Annotated in this window: 15 protein-coding genes; 4 read left to right on the forward strand and 11 right to left on the reverse strand. The window is 58.4% G+C overall.

The annotated features are described in order from the left end of the window. The 5 genes from HQL76_16710 to HQL76_16730 form a co-directional block, all read right to left on the reverse strand. Positions 1-1,511 (reverse strand): hypothetical protein (locus HQL76_16710; protein ID MBF0110809.1); only part of this gene is annotated, 1,511 nt, incomplete at its 3' end. Continuing rightward, a complete protein-coding gene (locus tag HQL76_16715) occupies positions 1,427-1,795 on the reverse strand; it encodes a hypothetical protein (GenBank protein ID MBF0110810.1) in 369 nt (122 codons plus the stop codon). The genes HQL76_16710 and HQL76_16715, both read right to left, overlap by 85 nt. A 96-nt stretch (positions 1,796-1,891) precedes the next feature. Beyond that, positions 1,892-3,982 carry a bifunctional aldolase/short-chain dehydrogenase gene (locus HQL76_16720; protein ID MBF0110811.1) on the reverse strand — a complete coding sequence of 697 codons (2,091 nt, stop codon included), beginning with the start codon at positions 3,980-3,982 and terminating at the stop codon, positions 1,892-1,894. Positions 3,983-4,137: 155 nt separating this feature from the next. Next, entirely contained in the window at positions 4,138-4,389 is a 252-nt protein-coding gene (locus tag HQL76_16725) for a type II toxin-antitoxin system prevent-host-death family antitoxin (protein ID MBF0110812.1), read from the reverse strand. Positions 4,390-4,553: 164 nt separating this feature from the next. Then, positions 4,554-7,907 carry an SLBB domain-containing protein gene (locus HQL76_16730; GenBank protein MBF0110813.1) on the reverse strand — a complete coding sequence of 1,118 codons (3,354 nt, stop codon included), beginning with the start codon at positions 7,905-7,907 and terminating at the stop codon, positions 4,554-4,556. A 126-nt stretch (positions 7,908-8,033) separates the two neighbouring features. Here HQL76_16730 and HQL76_16735 point away from each other — a divergent pair, with 126 nt between their 5' ends. Continuing rightward, positions 8,034-8,495, forward strand: coding sequence for a D-tyrosyl-tRNA(Tyr) deacylase (locus tag HQL76_16735; protein ID MBF0110814.1), 462 nt, complete (start codon positions 8,034-8,036; stop codon positions 8,493-8,495). 23 nt (positions 8,496-8,518) lie between these two features. Here the strand turns inward: HQL76_16735 and HQL76_16740 are convergent, their stop codons facing one another. From HQL76_16740 to HQL76_16750, 3 genes are all read right to left on the reverse strand, one after another. Continuing rightward, positions 8,519-9,010, reverse strand: coding sequence for a hypothetical protein (locus tag HQL76_16740; GenBank protein MBF0110815.1), 492 nt, complete (start codon positions 9,008-9,010; stop codon positions 8,519-8,521). Positions 9,011-9,048: 38 nt separating this feature from the next. Further along, positions 9,049-9,783, reverse strand: coding sequence for a response regulator (locus HQL76_16745; GenBank protein MBF0110816.1), 735 nt, complete (start codon positions 9,781-9,783; stop codon positions 9,049-9,051). A gap of 63 nt (positions 9,784-9,846) precedes the next feature. Continuing rightward, positions 9,847-10,155 carry an Hpt domain-containing protein gene (locus tag HQL76_16750; protein MBF0110817.1) on the reverse strand — a complete coding sequence of 103 codons (309 nt, stop codon included), beginning with the start codon at positions 10,153-10,155 and terminating at the stop codon, positions 9,847-9,849. 199 nt (positions 10,156-10,354) lie between these two features. On the opposite strand from HQL76_16750, the gene HQL76_16755 reads away from it, so the two are divergent. Then, the gene (locus HQL76_16755) at positions 10,355-10,900 is read left to right on the forward strand and encodes a hypothetical protein (GenBank protein MBF0110818.1); all 546 of its coding nucleotides are present in this window, start codon (positions 10,355-10,357) and stop codon (positions 10,898-10,900) included. Positions 10,901-11,179: 279 nt separating this feature from the next. On the opposite strand, the gene HQL76_16760 is transcribed toward HQL76_16755, so the two are convergent. Both HQL76_16760 and hemC read right to left on the reverse strand, forming a co-directional pair. Next, the gene (locus HQL76_16760) at positions 11,180-12,007 is read right to left on the reverse strand and encodes a uroporphyrinogen-III synthase (GenBank protein MBF0110819.1); all 828 of its coding nucleotides are present in this window, start codon (positions 12,005-12,007) and stop codon (positions 11,180-11,182) included. Continuing rightward, positions 12,004-12,960: a hydroxymethylbilane synthase gene (hemC, locus tag HQL76_16765; GenBank protein ID MBF0110820.1), complete on the reverse strand. Its 957-nt coding sequence runs from the start codon at positions 12,958-12,960 to the stop codon at positions 12,004-12,006. Before hemC ends, HQL76_16760 begins: the two co-directional genes overlap by 4 nt. Positions 12,961-13,065: 105 nt before the next feature. On the opposite strand from hemC, the gene tsaD reads away from it, so the two are divergent. Next, complete coding sequence (tsaD, locus tag HQL76_16770) at positions 13,066-14,130, forward strand: tRNA (adenosine(37)-N6)-threonylcarbamoyltransferase complex transferase subunit TsaD (protein MBF0110821.1); 1,065 nt, start codon at positions 13,066-13,068, stop codon at positions 14,128-14,130. 27 nt (positions 14,131-14,157) lie between these two features. Here tsaD and HQL76_16775 read toward each other — a convergent pair whose 3' ends face one another. Next, the gene (locus tag HQL76_16775) at positions 14,158-16,380 is read right to left on the reverse strand and encodes a cyclic nucleotide-binding domain-containing protein (GenBank protein MBF0110822.1); all 2,223 of its coding nucleotides are present in this window, start codon (positions 16,378-16,380) and stop codon (positions 14,158-14,160) included. Between the two features lie 282 nt (positions 16,381-16,662). On the opposite strand from HQL76_16775, the gene HQL76_16780 reads away from it, so the two are divergent. Next, the gene (locus tag HQL76_16780; protein MBF0110823.1) at positions 16,663-17,682 is read left to right on the forward strand and encodes an NAD(P)-dependent glycerol-3-phosphate dehydrogenase; all 1,020 of its coding nucleotides are present in this window, start codon (positions 16,663-16,665) and stop codon (positions 17,680-17,682) included. Positions 17,683-17,879: the final 197 nt, after the last annotated feature.

A 17,879-nucleotide genomic window follows, 5' to 3' on the forward strand; every position in this document is an offset into this window, starting at 1 on the left:
GGCCCGGGCCCGGCGGTTTCCCGGGCCCGGCCCCGCCCCCTTCCCCCCGCCCCCCTTCCCACCCCTGGGGGGAACCCGCCCGGGGGGCCGCCCGGGTTTTGTCGGGCGGGCCAGGGGGGGGGGGGGGGGGCCTCGGGGGGGCTGTCGGGATGGGTGGCGTTCCAGGCGAAGGGCAGCGCCACCAGTCCAAGAGGGTACGCGCCGTTTGGACGACCGGTCGTGGTGAAGTGTTCGTGCCACCATGGATCGGATTCTCCTCCCGGTTGGGCGGGCAGAAGGGTCAGCTCGACCAGGGCATGGCTTTTGACCGCCGCCGGAAGGGCCGGCGTCGCGAGAATGGCCCGTTCCTGGCGGAAACAGGTGTGCAGCCGTTCGTGCGCCGTCAAGGCATCGGTGTCCGGTGTCAGGGAAATAATGGGTATGTCGCCTGTCTCAGGGAGTGTCACCCGGTCGCCGAGGTCTCCTTCCTGGGTGGTCCGTGCATACTTCAAACCAGGGTATTCCCGCAGGCAGACGGACAGGACATGGGACAGGAGGGCCTGGGGTCGTTCGAGAAGGGATGGGGGGACGGCGACCAGAAGCAGTTTCCTTTCCCGGACAAAAAGACGTTCACGGGATGGAATGAGGGTGGCAAGGTGGAGGGGCGGTGTGTGACTGGGGGTGTCAACAAGCGAAAAAACAAGTTCCGGTTGGTCCTGGCGGTCTTTTTTCGTCGGGTGGGTCCGGCGGGGAATATCGGTAAAACAAAGTTGGTGGCGGGCCATGGGGAGGGGATCGGGTCCTTGTGATTTCGGCAGGAGGTGGGTGTCGGGGATGAGGAGTGATTCAAGGGGGCCGAGTCCCCATTGGGCCTGTCGAATCAGGGGAATCGCCGCAAAGGTGGCAAACAGGACCCGGGGGTGGCCATCGCGTTGGCCGAGAAAATGACGGATGACCGGGATGTCGCTGGTGCGGATAAACGCCATCTCCGCCGGACGTTTGTATTCGAGTCGCTCGCGTTCCCTGCCCGTGACGACCCAGAGGCAGGAGAGTCCTGTCGGGCAATACCGTTGGCGCCAATGGTGCGTCCAATCGATGATCCGCCCCGATTCCGCGGCAAGAATCAGGGTCAGGCGCCGTTGACCGGGGAGGGTGGCCAGATGAAACATCAATTCCGCCCGTTCGGCTCCGTCGGCGGCGATGAGGGTTGTCGTCCCTGGAGGCAGGGTGCGCAACCGGTGGATGAGGTTGCTCATGGAGGGGGATGGGATCGAGGGGCGTCGTTGCGACGTCATGCCCGACAGCCATTGGTGAAAGTGGACGAACCAGGTGGGGGACAGTTCATCGAGCTCCCCGCCGGTGACGTGCTGATAGCCATCCTTTCCCAGCCATTCCCCGGGAAGATGGCGCAGATTGGTGAACAGGAGGGGCCAGGGGCTTTGCCGGATCAGGGGTTCGAAGTCGGCCCATTCCTTGTCCCCAGGGGGGGGGGGGGGGGGGGGGGATGAAAGAGAAGGTGGTAGGGATGGCAACCGTGGTCCGCCAGAAAGAGAAATCCATCCGCTCCGGGCAGGGGATGGGGGAGGGCGCGGCGGTGATAGTGCAGGTCGTTCAGGTGTGCGATCGGAAGGACCTCCTGGGCCCTGGGGAGGGGACGGAGGGTCAGGAATCCTTCGGCAAACAGGGCGAAGGCTTTTTTTTGTCGTTCGGGTTCGTCGAGCGCGAGGAGGCGTTTTTCGAGTTCGCCAAAGGAGGTCAGGTTCTGGAACAGGAATTCATCCGGAATCCGTTTCTTGTCGCGGAGTGGTGCATGCATGGCAGTCCGACATCTTTTTAATTATTGAAAGAAAAAAGGGGGCTGGGGGATTGCCCCCAGGATTTTGATATTGATTTTGTTTTTCCACGAGTCCCTTCACCTTGGGGTCGCATCGGGAAGTCCACCATCGACAGGGATTGTCGCCCCGGTCGTCGGTGTTTGCCGTGTCGCGAAAAACAGGACCGCATTGGCGACATGATCCGCCGTGACCGCCACCTTGAGCAGATTGCGGTTGCGATAATAAAGCTCCAACCCTTGTTCGTCCAACCCCCGCGCGCGCATCCGGTCGGGACCGACCTCGGCCCAAAGACCCGACTTGCGCCCTCCATCGGAAAAGACCGCGTCGGGAGCGACCATGTTGACCCGGACATCCATCGATGCCAACTCCAGGCTGGCGATGCGCGCCAACTGATGGGAGGCGGCCTTGGTGGCACTGTAGGCGCCAAAACTGGCGCCGGGGGCGAACACGTTCTTGGTCGAAATCACCACGATGTCTCCCCCTGTCCCCTGACGCGCGAACAACCTGGCCGCGTGGGACAGAAGATGCAGCGTCCCTTCGACATTGACCTGGTTGAGTTTACGGAATTTTTCAAGTTCCATCGTGGCAAGGGGGGAAACGTGGGCCAGTCCCGCGTTCACGATCACCAGATCGATGCCGCCCCAGGTGGCGATGACCTGACGCAAACCCATGGCAACCGAATTTTCGTCGGTGACATCCATGGCAACTCCAATGATGCGATTCCTGTCGATGGTTTCAAGTTCCGCGACCAACCCGTCCAGTGGCGTTCCGGCAAGATCGGTGGCGGCGACGTGGGCCCCCTCCCGGATCAGACGGCGACAGATCCCGGAACCGATCGCCCCTGCCGCCCCCGTGATCAGAGCCACCGAACCTTCGAGCGGTGGCACGGAATGGCGGGTGAGCTTGGCCTGTTGCAGTGGAAAATATTCCATCGCGAACAGATGCCGTTCCGGAAGTCCCTGAAAATGCCCCATGTCGGCGATGTCGGCCTTGACGCGAAGGGTTTGCCGCGTGATGTCACGGGCGATCCCGGCCAGTCGGGCATTTTCTCCGGCGATGAATCCACCCGCGCCGGGGATCAGGACGACACGCGGCGACCCGTCGAGGGGTTGAATGTTCTCATCAAACAGTGCCGCATGGCGGTCAAGGTATCCTTGATAATCCTCCCGGTACCGTTGCACCGCTTCCCGAATGCGTGCCGGATCGTCGATCCACAGGGGCCAGGGCTTGCAGCGGATGATGTGGTCGGAGGTCAGAGGGGCATTGACGAACTGGCGGGCGGCATCGGGGCGCTGCAACAGGGCCAGGGTTTCGTCATCGTTCAGGGGGGACAGGATGAAGCGCCTGTACGGATGATCCGGATCCCCGGTCGGCACCGCCAGGGCGCCACGGACTTCCGGGGCCAGGGCGGACCAGGAGGCGATGGCATGGGCGCTTGCGGAAACGTGAGAAAAATTCCCAGGTGTCCGTGGATTGTTGACCGCCTTGCCGAGGGCCAGGTCGGCGCGATGCACCAGTTCCACGGTGGCCTCCAACGATTGACGCGCCGAATCGCCCCAGGTGATCAGGCCATGACGCCCGAGGACCATCCCGAGGGCCTCGGGCCGACGTTCCCAGGCCTGGACGACGGCCTGGGCCAGTTCAAATCCGGGGTGGATGTATTCCAGGAAAATGACCTCGTCTCCAAGGGCCGCGCGCAACCGTTCCTCTCCGTCGGGTTGATTGCCGAGGGCGAGAATGACATCGGGATGGGTATGATCGATGAAGGCATGCGGCAGGAAGGCGTGCATCAACGCCTCGATCGACGGAGTCGGGGCGGTGACATCGAACAGGGCCCGTCGCAGTTGATTGACCATGGCGCTTGCGGAAAGGGATGGAACGTGGCGCAGGGGCAAAAGAAAATTTAAATCGAGGCCGACGTGCTGTTCCGGCGTGATGGTGGCCAGATCGATTCCCGATCCCTTGACGAATACCGCCGCAACCGGTCTTCCCGAAAGGTCGGTCACCTGATCCTTGACCGAGGTGTTGCCTCCGCCATGCACTACCAGCCGGGGATTTTGTCCCAGGAGTCGGCTGGTATACGTGCGCAATGCCCGTTTTTCTCCAAAACTCGGACCATGACGCCGCAAAACTTCCCGGGCGTCTTCTTCTGACCAGTGGGTGTTCATGGGGGGCCGTTCCATTTTTTCCGGATTTGCCGGTGTTGAATCTGTTAATGAATTTCAGATCCAAACATGATAGCACAAACAGTTGTGGTTCGTGGAAGGGGGTGAATTTTTCCAGCGCATGGTTTTCCGACAGGCTTTTCCGGTCCAGGCGAGAATCATTCCACCAGATCCCGGTGACTCGTTTTCCCAGCCCGATATTCGCGAATGGACCGGTCCAGGTGCTCCCGGTTGGACCAGGAACCCAGCAGATGGAGCGTTTCCATCATGCCGTCATCGTCGGTCTTGGACATCACGACCACATCCTCGCCGTTGCGGCGGGTGATCACGGCAGTGTCGGCGTCATTCACCACACGGTCCAAGACCGATTTCAGATTTTTTCGTGCTACAGTGTAAGAAATGACCTGCATGGCACACCTCCTGTACAAGGACTACAGTACGGGTCAAGTGGTGCGCGGGTCAACGGTATGCGACATCCCACGGTACCGACGACCCGGATGCCGGTACCGTGGAATACAGGATCGGGTCATCCTCCTGTTTGCCAGAGGAGGCGACCCAACTCCGAAAGAAATGATCAGAACGCGCCGGCGGTTTTCAGAGCCGTGGTGGTGACGGCAAGATTGTAGAAAATCTGGGTGATGTCCTTCCACAAAACCATGGGAGCGACTTTTTCCACATCCATGGGAACGACGACGGTATCGCCGGGTCCGATGGTGATGGCGTTGCGGCTGGTGAACCATCCCGTTCCCGGAAATCCGGTCGCTTGTTTCTTGGAGGTGACACGCCCGTCGGCACGGACGACATAGACCCGGTCATCGTCGGCATTGCCGGTATAACCGCCGCTCGCCTGGATATAGGATTCAAGATCGTTGCTGGTGATGAACTGGTGCGAGGTCGGAAAATAGACTTCTCCCATGACCGTCACTTCGTCGGAACGCTGCGGTATGACCAGATGATCGCCATCCTGGAGCATAAGATCATAGGGTCCCCCGGGGTTGTCGAGGATTTCCTTGAGATTGATCGCCAGTCGGCCTACCGGTTTGGTGTTTTTCAGTTTGGAAATGAGTTCCTGGACCATGATGCTGTTGGCGGACGGTTTGCCGGCATCCTGGGCACTTTCCGCCTGCTTGTTGTATTGGGTTTGAATCAGGTGGGTTTCCATGCGCGCGACAAGATTTTCGTTCTCCCGCTTTTCCTTTTCCATGAGCTTTTTGCGCGTGAACACCGCCGCTTCGGGATAGGCCAGATCGGTCAATCCGCCCGCCCGTTCAAGAACCTGGGTCAGTTTTTCTCCCGGTTGGATCGGGTAGACCCCGGGAAAACGGACGTTGCCTTCCAGCGCTACCGAACTGATGTCGGCCCATTTCGGGTTTTGTTTGATGATCACGATGTCGTAAGGTTTGAGCAACTGGTCGCTGGAGGGATCTCCCTGGGTGATCTTGAACAGGTCGATGGTGGAATGATGCATCCTTGTGGAATGATGTTCGTCGATTTCAAAATGAGAGATTTCCGCTTCCAGATGATAGGCCGGTTCGGACAGTCCACCTCCGGCCAAAAGAAGATTGCTGATGCGCATCCCCGGCTCCAGGGGATACTTTCCGGCATAACGGATGGCGCCACCGATCTGGATGATCTGGGCCGGGGTGTCCCGGGTCGCCTGTTCCTGAAGTTTTTCCAGAACCGGTTGCAACAGCGACTGACGTCCCAGGACCGGTTGATCCTTGTTCGGCTGGAGTTCTTCCCGGACCAGTTGCCGCAGTTCCCTTTTCTTGCGCAACAGTTGCAACAGACGGGCCTGGTTTTCATGCAGAACCGGATCGACCAGTTGATTCAAATAAGCGTCCCGGGTGCCACCCTCGATCGTTTCGGAGGTGCCGTGTTCGAGAAGAAATCCGACCAGCACATTTTCCATTTCCTCGTTTTCCAGGGCGATGTCTTTTTCGGAAGGCTTGCCATCCCTCTGTCCCTTTTCGCTCCCCGTTTCCCCATCCTGGGGAGGTTGTGCATCGGTTTTGGCGGGGTTGGTGACCGCCTTCAAGGCTTCGAGTGAAAATGGATCGACGGTTCCATCCGCCTTTTTCCCGAGTCCGGCGTTAAGGTTTTCACGGGAAGTACCCGTAAACTGGTTCGCAATTCCCTTGTCCTTGTCATTTTCCGGCGGCTTGTCCGCTGTATTCGCTTTGTCGGTCTTTTTGCCCCGGATTCTTTCATCGAGACTGAAGACAAGGACCTGATCCTTTGGATTCAGAGAAACGCTTCGTTTTTTTCCTTCCAGGCCGAAGACTTCGCTCAAACGTACCGAAAAGGGATGAATGCGCCCGAGTTGGTCGGAACGGATGATAAGACAATAATCCATGTCGGTGTTGGCGCGGATGTCCCCGGCGGCGGCGAGCAATTGTTGCAGGTCCATGTTCCGCACATAGGGATATTCACCGGGATAACGTATGTTCCCGGTGACCGTCACCAGTTTGTCGATATCCTTGTATCGTCCCTGATGGCGCAATTTTTCGACCACCGTCTGGACGTTTTTCGAATGATCTCCTCCGGTGCTGAACAGTTGGATCTCGTCGTTGGGTTGCAGGGTTGGATTGTCGGCGGAGGAACGCTCCGCGAAGGCCCGTTCCAGATTGACCGAAATCGGTTCGATCTTGCGGTTCCTGGCGTTGGTGCGGATGACCAGAAGATGGGACAGATCGGTCTGGGGGAGCAACATTTCGGGACCGGTGATGATGTCGGTCAGTTTCATCCCCTTGCGCCATTGGAATACCCCGCCCCGTTCGACATATCCCGACAGGCGCACGGTCTGCCTTCTGGCGTCGGAGGCGGGAAGGACATGGATGATGTCACCCGATTGGATCGGGGTTTTCAGGCTGGCTTCATGTTGGAGATCAAGATCGATGACGATGCGGTTTTTCCCCTTGTCGATCCGCTCGATTTTGATCAACTGCGCGTTGGGCAACAGCCCTCCCGCCAGTTGCGCGACCCTCTCGATGGTGTTTTCCCGGGCGATTTCATAGACGGCGGGCTTTTTGACGGTACCGGTCAGGGCAATGGTGTCGCCGATGGTCGGGACAAAGATGGTATCTCCGTCCTGAAGACGAAATTCGCCATCGTTGCGTCCTTCCAGCAATACATTGTACAGGTCGATGGTCTTTTCCGCGGCGCCGCTTCTCTTGACCTGCACCGTCCTCAAGGACCCGACCGGGAGAATCCCGCCCGTTTCCAGCAACAGTTGCATCAATGAAGTCAGTGCGGGAATATGATGGGTACCGGGGGTCTTGACGTTGCCCAGCAGGAATACCCGGATGGTGCGCAGGGCGGAGAGGGCCACATGGCTCAATTCGTAGCCGATCATCTTCTGCCGCGTGCGGCTGGCCAGCATGCTCTTGAACTCGTTGAAACGCAATCCCGCCGCGGGCATCGTCCCCATGTCGGGGATGGTGACCATCCCCTCGCCGTCGATGACAAGGCTGACCTCCCTGAACTCCTTGCCTGTGAACAGCACCAGAAATTCATCGCCGGGACCCAGGACATAATCTCCCGGAACCGTCGTCGTCAGTTCGGAAATCGGTCCCCGATGCGGCTTGTCGAAAAGGTCCTGGCCAAAGAGCGGCAGGTCCTCGGGATAGGTCCGGGAATAGAAGGGCGGCTTTTTTTCTTCCTGGAAAAAAAGATTTTCCCCTTCCCCGTCCGCGTTTTCTTTCTCTGTGGCAGGATCCATGCGTGATCCGCGCTCCTGTTTGATCGACTGGCCTTGCCGCTTCGAGGCATTCTTCGTCGATTTTTCCTGGAGTGATTGCAGCATCCTTGGATCCGAAATCGCATTGATGGACTGGCCCGACAGGGAACTCAGCGTCAGGGCACTCGAATGGACCACGAACGAAAAACATGCGAGCAGAATTCCAAAAAGAGGGACCAGTTTTTTCATGGATCGGGTTCTCGGCGCTGTCGGTAGGGTACAGGTCAGTGCATGGGGCCGGATATGCAATTATCGAACCAGAAATAATATCAAACCTTGGCTCAAGACCGGGCCGTGGACATCGGGGAGAAACTCATGCGGGCGTTGGTGCAACGGGTATCACAGGCCACCGTGATGGTGGCGGGGCAGACGGTTGGTCGGATCGATCGGGGGCTACTCGTTTTTTTGGCGATCATGCGTGGTGATGGCGGGGAGCAACTTGAAAAAATGACGGCAAAGGTGGCGGGGCTGCGGATTTTTCCCGATGCGGCGGGAAAAATGAACCTGTCGCTTCAGGATGTCGGTGGGGCTGTCCTGGTGGTTTCCCAATTCACCTTGGCAGCCGACATGGAAAAGGGACATCGTCCTTCTTTCGGTCGGGCCGCCGAACCACGCATGGCACGGGAATTCGTGGAGCGTTTTTGCGACAAACTTCGGCAACGAAGCCTTGCCGTCGCTACGGGACAATTCGGCGCCGACATGCAGGTCCATCTTGTCAATGATGGTCCGGTGACCTTGTGGTTGGATGTTCCGGGGGCAATGGATGAGAACCGGTGATCCCCGTTCGATGACCGTGCTTTTCAAGAATCGTTTGCCTGGGCCGATTTTTCGACCCGGGCGATTTTTTCTTCGAGAAGGGGAAGAACCCGCTCCCGGATCCGCAGTGCCCGGCCAAGATCGGGATGTTCCGGGGGATGCCCTTCTTCCGTGGTGGTTTCGGGATGGCTTTTTCTTGATTTCCAGGTCAGAAGCCATGCCAGTTCGTCGAGTATTTCAAGTTCGTGGCGAATGCTTTCGGGCAAGGGGTCGCCATGCGTCTTTTCCCCCGGGACCACCGGATGGATGTGACGCTGGGCCGTGCGGCGCAGCGGATTGGGGATCCATTCGAGAAATTGCTCCCACAACCCTTTGCGGCAGCAGGAAAGTTGCGAATGGATGGTTTCCTTGATGAAGGAGCGGACAGAGGCTTTCTGTCCATCGTCGAGGCAATCGAACTCCTTGAGATCGAGAAAGGTCCCGGTGACGAAGGTAGCGGTTTCGCTTTCGCTCTGTTCAAATCGGGACATGGCCATGGTCTTCAAGCTCCTCGAAGAGCGTCAGGGAAATTTGCTCAGGATTGGGTATCGGTCCGTTCCACGCGGGTGGAAAACACATAACCCAGGCTGCGGACGGTTTTGATCAGTTCCGGGCTTTTGGGATCATCGCGCAGCCGGCGTCTGAGTCGGCTGACCTGCATGTCGATGGTCCGGTCGTAGGGTTCGATTTCCCGGCCATGGGAGAAGGTCAGCAGTTGATCGCGGGTCAAGACCCGGTTGGGATGATTGAGAAACACGCGCAACAGGGCGAATTCTCCGCCGCTCAGGAAAATCTTGTCTCCCGAGGGGGTGTAGAGTTGCCGTGTCGGGACATCGAGCCGCCAGCCGGAAAAACGGTAGTGGGCGTTGGAATCGTCTTCGGCCATGTCTTCCGGCACTGCCCGGGCGCGACGCAGCACGCTCTTGACGCGGGCGAGCAGTTCCCGTGGATGAAACGGTTTGGGCAGATAATCATCCGCCCCCATCTCCAGACCGATGATTCGATCCATCTCTTCGCCCCGAGCGCTCAGGATGATCACCGGTATGTTGGAGCGCGAGCGCAGATTGCGGCACACCACCAAGCCATCCTCGTCGGGCAGCATCAGGTCCAGGACGATCAGGTCGATCTTCATCCGTTCCAGGGCATCCTGGAGTCCCTTGCCGTTGTTGGCGATGGTGACCTGGAAACCGTTTTTCTGAAAAAAATCACCGACCAGTTTGCAGATATCGGGATCGTCATCGATGACGAGGATGTGGTCAGATGCCGCCATGACAGCGCCTCGACGACGGGATGGACGGTTGGAGGAAGGAATGGTTTGCGTCGGGTAACCGGTTCATTGGTATTCCACTTCGATGCGGCTCAAATAATCCTCAAGTTGCGTCACACAGGCGCGAATTTCATCCTGATCCTGACTATTGGCCGCCCGTTCGATACGGGTACCGAGATCGGAAATGGCCTGGAACCCATAGCCGGCTCCCGAACCCTTCATGCGGTGGCCGATCATTTTGATGGCCTCGAACTGGTTTTCGGCCAGGGCCAGGGGCAAGGCTGCCAGATCTTTTCTTCTGTTTTCCAGATAACCTGGGGTAATGTCTTCAAGATCCTTGTCAACTTTGACGACCAGCTTGTCTTTTGTGTCCATGGGGGTCTCCAAAGAAGGACGAGGGGAACCTGGGTTTGGGATCGACGGACCCGTTCCATGACGCCGTCGGGTGTCCGATTCGTTGAAGACGTGACAGATCCCAGAATCAATTTTTGTGGTTTACCCCTTCGGAGTCAATAGAAATTCACCGCGATACAGGTCTATTTGCTCCCAACGCCTCCCATCCTGGAGCGTCGTCATGGACGAAGCCCGCTCCCCGACCCTGCCGGTGGCGGCAGTTTGGCCCCGGACGATGAACGGACCGTCGTCTCCTTGGCTCGTGGTGATGCAGGTGATCGTCGCGGACGGGGTGGACGCAGGGGAGGTGCTGATCTGGAATGTCTGGCAGTGCCCTGCGATGGCGGGCGAAAGACCGGGGATTGGTGCGGGACGCAATGAGGTGCTGCCCATTCCACGTTCCCGTGCCTGGGGACGTGGGACGAGGTATTCTGCCGGGAGTAACCAGATGAATCAGGCAGGAAAGGAGAAATCCATGTTGCACGCCATAGAAGAAGAAGTTGTCCTGCCCGCCGATGGCAAACTGCCGGAAGCGTTCCATGCGGCTTTCGGACGCAGGGCCAAAATCATCGTGTTGTTGTCGGAACCCGTCGAGAGGACAGAGCCTGACCAGGATGATTCGCAACGGTTGATGGCTTTTGCCGGAACCATCGACTGGCCCATGGACGATCCCGTGGCTTGGCAACGGCAACAGCGCAATGAATGGGATCGGCCATGGGATTGCTGAACTTCCTGCTCGACACCAATGTCGTCATCGATTTGCATAAGGGATTATTGAAGAAACATTGCCGCCAGCGCTACCATCCATGGCGCGGTATTGCTGACCAATGATGATCAACTGCATAAGGTACCCGAGTTGGTTTGCCGCGGATTGGAATTGACCATCCCGGCATCCAGACTGGAGAAAAACATCGCTGCCAACGTGGAGGGACGTTTGGTGGGGTGAAAATGGCCGCACTCCGCACCGCTTGCATCGGTGACCTGGGCCGGATCGATGACCATCGGTTCAGGGGATTGGTGGTGGCAGGGCTTCGATCAGGGTTTGGATCATGCTGTCGAGGTCGGGTCGGTGGCAGATTCGATCGACGCGCATGCCGGCCTTCGTCATCGCGTCGGCGGTAGTTGGCGACAGGGCGGCAAGGAGCGGTCGTTCGAGTCGGGACAGGCGGTTTGGTTCCGGGAGAAGTTCGAGGAAGACTTGCGCCGTCCGACCGCTGAAGAAGGGGATGGCATCGATGTGGCGGCGGTCGAGACGTTCCAGAATTTCATGATCAAGGTGTGGGATCGCCGCCATGGCGTAGGCGGCGACCAGATCCACGGTCCGTCCCGCTTCACGCAGCGCCGTGACCAGTTCTTCCCGTCCTTCCTGGGCGCGGGGAAACAGGAACCGGTCTCCCGGAGCACTGGTTTTGATCAGTTCCCGCGCCAATTCTTCTCCTCCCCGGGGATGTTTGGGGACGATGGGGTGAAGGTTGGCCTGTCGCAGCAGGGCGGCGGTTCGGTTGCCGACGGCGTGGACGCGGGGCAGGCGATCGTGGGGGCAGGGGGTGTCGAGAACGGCGCGAACGGCATGGACGCTGGTGAAAATGATGCCCTGGTAGCGTTCGGGATGGGACAGGGCTTCGAGAAAGGGGTGCGGATCGTCGGGGGGCTGATGGCAAAGCACTGGTGACCGCAGGACCAGGGCACCGAGTTCTTCAAGACGGCGGGCGGTGGACTCGGCTTCCGGCTGGGGGCGGGTGAGCAGTATGCGACGTCCTTCCAGAGGGAGGGGGGCTTTGTCGGGGGGGGCGGGGGCATGGATGCCAGGGAACGTGAATTCGCAATGATTCATGTTCCCCCCCCAAAATTTATGATTGCGGCGGCCAACAGTTCGGCCAGGAGTCGGTCCGCCCCCGAGTCCAGGATGCGTCGGGCCAGGGTGACGCCAATCTCCTCGGCCTGTTCCGGGGGACCTTCCAGGAAATCGTCGAATCGGGTCCGACCATCCAGCGACGAGACTCGGCCACGGAGGGTCAGTGCATGTCCTTTCATGATGGCGTGACCGGCGATGGGGGTTTGACATCCCCCCTCCAGGGTTTTGAGAAAGGATCGTTCCGCCAGGACACAAAAACGGGTGTCAGGGTCATCGAGGGGTTGAACCAGGGCGCGGATATCGGGATCGTCGGTGCGCAGTTCGATTCCGACCGCTCCCTGCCCGTTGGCGGGAAGCATGCGTTCCATATCGAGATATTCCACGACGTGGGCCGTCGCTTCGAGCCTTTTGACCCCGGCTGCCGCCAGAATGATCGCATCGAAATGACCCTCGATCAGCCGATTGATCCGGGTGTGGACGTTGCCACGCAACGAGCGAATGTCAAGGTCGGGACGGAGGGCCAGCAACTGGCTTTGGCGGCGGAGCGAGGAGGACCCCACCCGCGCCCCGTGGGGCAGATGGGCCAATCCCGGCCAGGAAAGCGACAGAAGGGCGTCACGCGGGTCTTCCCGGGGGAGAACGGGTCCGAGCATCAATCCTTCGGGAAAATCGACGGGTACATCCTTCATGGAATGGACCGCCAGGTCGCAACGGCCATCCAGAAGGGCCTCTTCCAATTCCTTGACGAAAAGTCCCTTTCCTCCGACCTTGGCCAGGGGGACATCAAGGATCTTGTCCCCGCGGGTCTTGATGGGGATCAATTCGACCTGGACGGATTCGTGCAATGTCTCGATCCTGGATTTTACCCATCGGGCCTGCCACAGTGCCAGGGGGCTGGCCCGGGTACCGATGGTGACGATTCTTGGGACCATGGATCTTTTCTCCCACAACGTATCTAAACAAGAAGGCATGGCGGATCGGACGATACTGCCACGAGTGGAGGCAGGATAGACATGGAAGGGACCGGGGACAAGGGGATGATCATCTTGGGGTTGGAGTCCAGTTGCGACGAGACGGCGGCGGCGATTGTCGAAATCGGCGAGGATTCTTCGTCTCTTGGGGACGCACGGGTTCGGGCAGGGGTGGTTTTGAGTCAACTGGAAGAACATGCCCGCCATGGTGGCGTGGTGCCGGAACTGGCCAGTCGTGCCCACATTCGCCACTTTGGTCCGGTCATCGCCCGAACGCTGGAACAGGCGGGGGTCGCTCCCGGAGAACTCGATGCCGTCGCCGTGACTCAGGGTCCGGGATTGATCGGCGGTCTTCTGGTGGGCCTGGCCATCGCCAAGGGGGTGGCCCTGGCGGCGGGAATTCCGCTGGTGGGGGTTCACCACATGGAAGGACATCTGCTCAGTCCCTTTCTGGCCCCGGCGGGTGCGGAACCACTTGATTTTCCGTTTGTGGCACTGTTGGTCTCGGGTGGTCATACGATCCTGTTGCATGTCCGGGGGGTGGGGGACTATGGATTTCTGGGGGCGACGCGCGATGATGCGGTCGGGGAGGCGTTCGACAAGGGGGCGCGATTGTTGGGGTTGGGATATCCGGGAGGACCGGCCATCGAGCAGGTCGCCCGGGAGGGGGATTGTCGCGGGGTTGCTTTTCCACGTATTTTGTTGGACAAGGATCAATTCGATTTTTCCTTTTCGGGGCTCAAGACCGCTTTGAAGCATGAACTGGCGCGGCAGGCGGCGGGGATGGCGCCTCGGAGGTCGGTTGCGGATGTCGCCGCTTCCTATCAGGAGGCGATCATCGATACCCTGACGTTCAAGGCGCTTCGGGCCTGTCGTCATGTGGGGTGTCGGCGTCTGTTGGTCGCCGGCGGGGTGGGGGCCAATCAGGGGTTGCGTGAACGGTTGCGGCGGGAGGGCGCGCGGGAAGGATTGGTCCTTCATTTTCCTCCCTTGGCGTACTGTACCGACAACGCGGCCATGATCGCTCTTGCGGGATGGGTGGCGTTGCGACGGAGACTGCCCGGCCACTCGTGGATGACTCTGGATGCACGGCCCCGTTGGCCGATTCGCGAACTGTGCCGGGACCCGTGAACGAGGATGAATCTTTTTTCGGAAGGTTCAATTCTGCAAGGCCTTCATCGCTTCGTTCATGGCGACGATTTTCTCGGCCAATGCCCTTTCCAGCAGACGGTGAAACAGGATGGCCAGATTGGAATCTTGTTCCTCCATGGCCTCGAAGGTGCGCACATCCAGACGGTACACCACGACCTCCCCTTCGGCAATCACATCGGCGGTACGGGTCTGGCCAAGACAAACACCGACGTCACCGACAATGGCTCCCGAGGTCATGGTACGTAAACGCAAGGTACGGCCATCAGGAAGCGTCAGCGATATTTTTACGTTGCCGGATTCCAAAAAATAAATGCAATCAGCAGGATCGCCACGTCGGATCAGGACGCCTTCATGGGGGAAGGACAATCGATCCAAAACCTTGACCATGTCGGGAATACGTTCATGCGTTCCGATGATCGTTGCAAAATGGTGTTGTATATGGGCGCTGAGGAGGCTGGGGTTTTGCGCATTCTCCAGAAGGCGCTCCTCGCAGCGCTCCAGGGCATGGTCGGAGTCGGTTTCCATGGAAAAAATCGGATCCGATTCAAAATGAAACCCCGAGCCGTGGAAAAGTGTTGCCAACTGCGTGCTTACACTGCAAAAAATAACGTGGAATCGGCTGTTTTCAGCCAGGTTATGAATTTTACTGAAAACAGCCATGGCGGATGAATCCGCCCCCTGAACCCGTTTCATATCCAGAATCAAATAGCGCAAGGGCGATTGATTTCTGGCGGTGATTCTGTTCTTGACCCAATCGACGATGGCAACGGTACTGCCAAAGAACAGGTAGCCATGAATATACAACAGGACAACGGTATCCCCATGCTGACCAAGGTAACGTGTCGCTTCCAGCGAACGGTCGACATTGCTGCGTTGCTGTGCCGCGGTGGCCACACGCCGCACGACGGGCAGCCTGGCATAGTTCACGACGAACAGCACGATGGCGACCGTTGTTCCCAGGGCCAGTCCATAGAGAAATCCGGCCCCGGCAATCACAAGAAAGACCAGCAGGATGACGCCCCATTCGGAACGCGGTACGGAGTGTCGGGTCTCGATCAGCCATTCGATGACGATTTCGATCCCCATGAACAAAATAATGCCGGAAGACAAAAATACAGGCATGACGGCGATCAGCGGTTCGGCAAACACAAGTCCGAACGCCGTGACACCGGCCACGGCAACTCCTGTCCAGCGGGTGGTCGATCCCATCTTGTCCGCAAGCTGGGTATAACTGAAATCCATGTAGCCCGACGCGCCACCGAACGTCGATGTCAACAAGTTGGCGATTCCGGTTCTTTGCAGTTCGGTATTGGCTTCGAGTTCACGACCCGACGCCAGTTCCAGACCACTCAGTGTGAACAAGGTGTCCAGAAGATTCAGCAGGGCGATCGATAACACTGCTGGCAGAGCCATGGCGACCTCCGGCCAGACGATTTGTGTATGGAGGGACCTCCAGTCCCATTGGCTCGATGCGCTGGCGTGGGCAAGGGGTTCGGGCAGCCATCCATTCATTTGCAGCGCATCCATCCGCCAACCGCCCAAAGAGACAACCAGATAAAAGACCGCGCCAGACAGAATCAAATAGGCAGGCATGATCATGGGATGAGAAAAGCGCTGCAAGACGACCGTCAAGCCGACGGCAAATAGTATTGTTATTATGACGTGAACAAGTATATTCCATTCTGACAGGTGCCGCAACAATTCAAGTCCGCCGGAGTGTTCTCCGGAAATCAGGGAAATGGCCCCTTCGATCAACATCCACCCCGAACCGGCCAGGAATCCCGCAAATACGGGAAAAGGAATATAACGAGCGAAACTTCCCAATTTTAATTTTCCCACGACGACCATCAACAAACCCGTGGCCAGGGATGCGCTGCCAATCACCGCCAGGGACGTGGCGATCCGGGCGCCATCGGAGACGTTTTCCAGATGGTTGGACATGTTTGCCAGCGTGACGGAGAGTATTGCGATACCCATTTCCTGCACGACACCAAATCCATTGGGTTGCGTGCTGCGCAGTCCGATCGCCATGACCATGGAGCTGAGCAGGAGTACCTGGATACCCAGGTTCAACCCGGGAGCGAGGGCACCGGAAAATAATAGTGAGGCACTGGCCAGGCTGGTTCCGACATTGTCGATGCCGATGATCAGGGCAGTCAATAACGTTGGCAGCAATGCCGTTTGCAACCATCGCCCTTTGGATGGACCTGAAGAGGTCTGATCGGTCATGATGTGTTCTCTGCACTGTTTGCCCATGCCGAGAGTGCGTCAATGTTCCCCTCGGGTGATGGTCTGCGTCGTTCATTGATCTACCTATCGGATTATTGAGACCGACTTCTTACATTTTTTTCAAGTGATTCATTGGGAACACACTTGACCACGGTTTCCTGGGGTGTTACCACAAACGCGAAGTCGAAAGAAAAAACTGGGAGTCGCTGTTTCCAGGTTTTTGCCGGGGGGATGATTTCTCCCGGACCGCCGCGGTGATTGATTGGGTATCCGGGACTGGCCATGGATTGTACCGACTTGAATCCGCAACATGTTTCCGTGATCGGCGCTGGTTCCTGGGGAACGGCCCTGGCGACGTTGCTTGCGGCCAAGGTTGAATCGGTCACCCTGTGGTGTCATGAAGAGGAAGTCGCCCGGGGGATCGAAAGACAGCGAATCAATCCCCTGTTTGTCTCCCGGTTTCGTCTTCCCGACAATCTTCATCCGACGACACGGCTTGAGGAGGCGGCGCGAAATTCCCTTCTGGTGGTCGTCGTCCCGACGCAGTTCACCCGGGCCACCTTGTCGGCACTGCGTCATCATGTCGCGAAGGATGCCGTATTCGTTTCCGCCTCGAAGGGGATCGAGGTCGAAACATCGATGCTGATTTCCGAAATCCATCACCAGATCATCGGCCCCGATGCCCTGGACCGAACCTGTTTTCTCTCTGGTCCTTCCTTTGCGAACGATGTCCTTTCGGGGTTGCCGACGGCGGTGGCCATGGCGGGTCGGAATGAACCCCTCCTGCGTTCCCTGCAACACTTTTTCTCCACCCCCCGTTTTCGCATTTACCGCACCTCCGATGTCGTGGGACTGGAACTTGGCGGCGCCCTGAAAAACATCATCGCCCTGGCCGCGGGGATCAGCGACGGTCTGGGGTTTGGCACCAGCGCTCGTGCGGCGCTGATTACCCGGGGATTGGCGGAAATGATCCGTCTCGGGGTCCACCTCGGCGCCGAACCCGCCACCTTTGCCGGACTGTCGGGATTGGGCGATCTGCTCTTGACGGCGACCTCGGATCAGTCACGAAACCGTTCGGTGGGATTCCGGATCGGACAGGGAGAATCCCTGGAACGGATTCGCATCGGCTCGGGCGAGGTCGCCGAAGGGGTGCGGACCGCCCAGGCGGTTCACCGATTGGCGAAGGATTGCGGTATCGACATGCCCATTTCCAGGGCAGTGCATGAGATTCTCCATGAAAACCGTATCCCTCGATCGGTGGTCTCGCAACTGATGGAACGGGATCTCAAGGGGGAGGCGTGAAAAGGAACGCATGAAGGGGGAATCTATTTGATGAACAGATAGGCGCAAGCGTTATGTCATCGATGCGGGAAGGGTACGAACATGGTTACTCCAAAAACTGTCTCAATTATAAAAAATTATCTAAACCGCACCTATTTTGGGATACGTAGTTTTTCGACTTCGGGATCCAGGGAATTTTTCACCCACAATCGATCTGC

The organism is Magnetococcales bacterium (assembly GCA_015228815.1).
Classification (GTDB): Bacteria; Pseudomonadota; Magnetococcia; order Magnetococcales; family UBA8363; genus UBA8363.

Excerpts from the sequence above, each read along its gene's own strand:
- HQL76_16715 (MBF0110810.1), bottom strand. The coding sequence starts at position 1,795 with ATGCATGCACCACTCCGCGACAAGAAACGGATTCCGGATGAATTCCTG.
- HQL76_16720 (MBF0110811.1), bottom strand. The coding sequence starts at position 3,982 with ATGAACACCCACTGGTCAGAAGAAGACGCCCGGGAAGTTTTGCGGCGT.
- HQL76_16725 (MBF0110812.1), bottom strand. The coding sequence starts at position 4,389 with ATGCAGGTCATTTCTTACACTGTAGCACGAAAAAATCTGAAATCGGTC.
- HQL76_16730 (MBF0110813.1), bottom strand. The coding sequence starts at position 7,907 with ATGAAAAAACTGGTCCCTCTTTTTGGAATTCTGCTCGCATGTTTTTCG.
- HQL76_16735 (MBF0110814.1), top strand. The coding sequence starts at position 8,034 with ATGCGGGCGTTGGTGCAACGGGTATCACAGGCCACCGTGATGGTGGCG.
- HQL76_16740 (MBF0110815.1), bottom strand. The coding sequence starts at position 9,010 with ATGGCCATGTCCCGATTTGAACAGAGCGAAAGCGAAACCGCTACCTTC.
- HQL76_16745 (MBF0110816.1), bottom strand. The coding sequence starts at position 9,783 with ATGGCGGCATCTGACCACATCCTCGTCATCGATGACGATCCCGATATC.
- HQL76_16750 (MBF0110817.1), bottom strand. The coding sequence starts at position 10,155 with ATGGACACAAAAGACAAGCTGGTCGTCAAAGTTGACAAGGATCTTGAA.
- HQL76_16755 (MBF0110818.1), top strand. The coding sequence starts at position 10,355 with ATGGACGAAGCCCGCTCCCCGACCCTGCCGGTGGCGGCAGTTTGGCCC.
- HQL76_16760 (MBF0110819.1), bottom strand. The coding sequence starts at position 12,007 with ATGAATCATTGCGAATTCACGTTCCCTGGCATCCATGCCCCCGCCCCC.
- hemC (MBF0110820.1), bottom strand. The coding sequence starts at position 12,960 with ATGGTCCCAAGAATCGTCACCATCGGTACCCGGGCCAGCCCCCTGGCA.
- tsaD (MBF0110821.1), top strand. The coding sequence starts at position 13,066 with ATGATCATCTTGGGGTTGGAGTCCAGTTGCGACGAGACGGCGGCGGCG.
- HQL76_16775 (MBF0110822.1), bottom strand. The coding sequence starts at position 16,380 with ATGACCGATCAGACCTCTTCAGGTCCATCCAAAGGGCGATGGTTGCAA.
- HQL76_16780 (MBF0110823.1), top strand. The coding sequence starts at position 16,663 with ATGGATTGTACCGACTTGAATCCGCAACATGTTTCCGTGATCGGCGCT.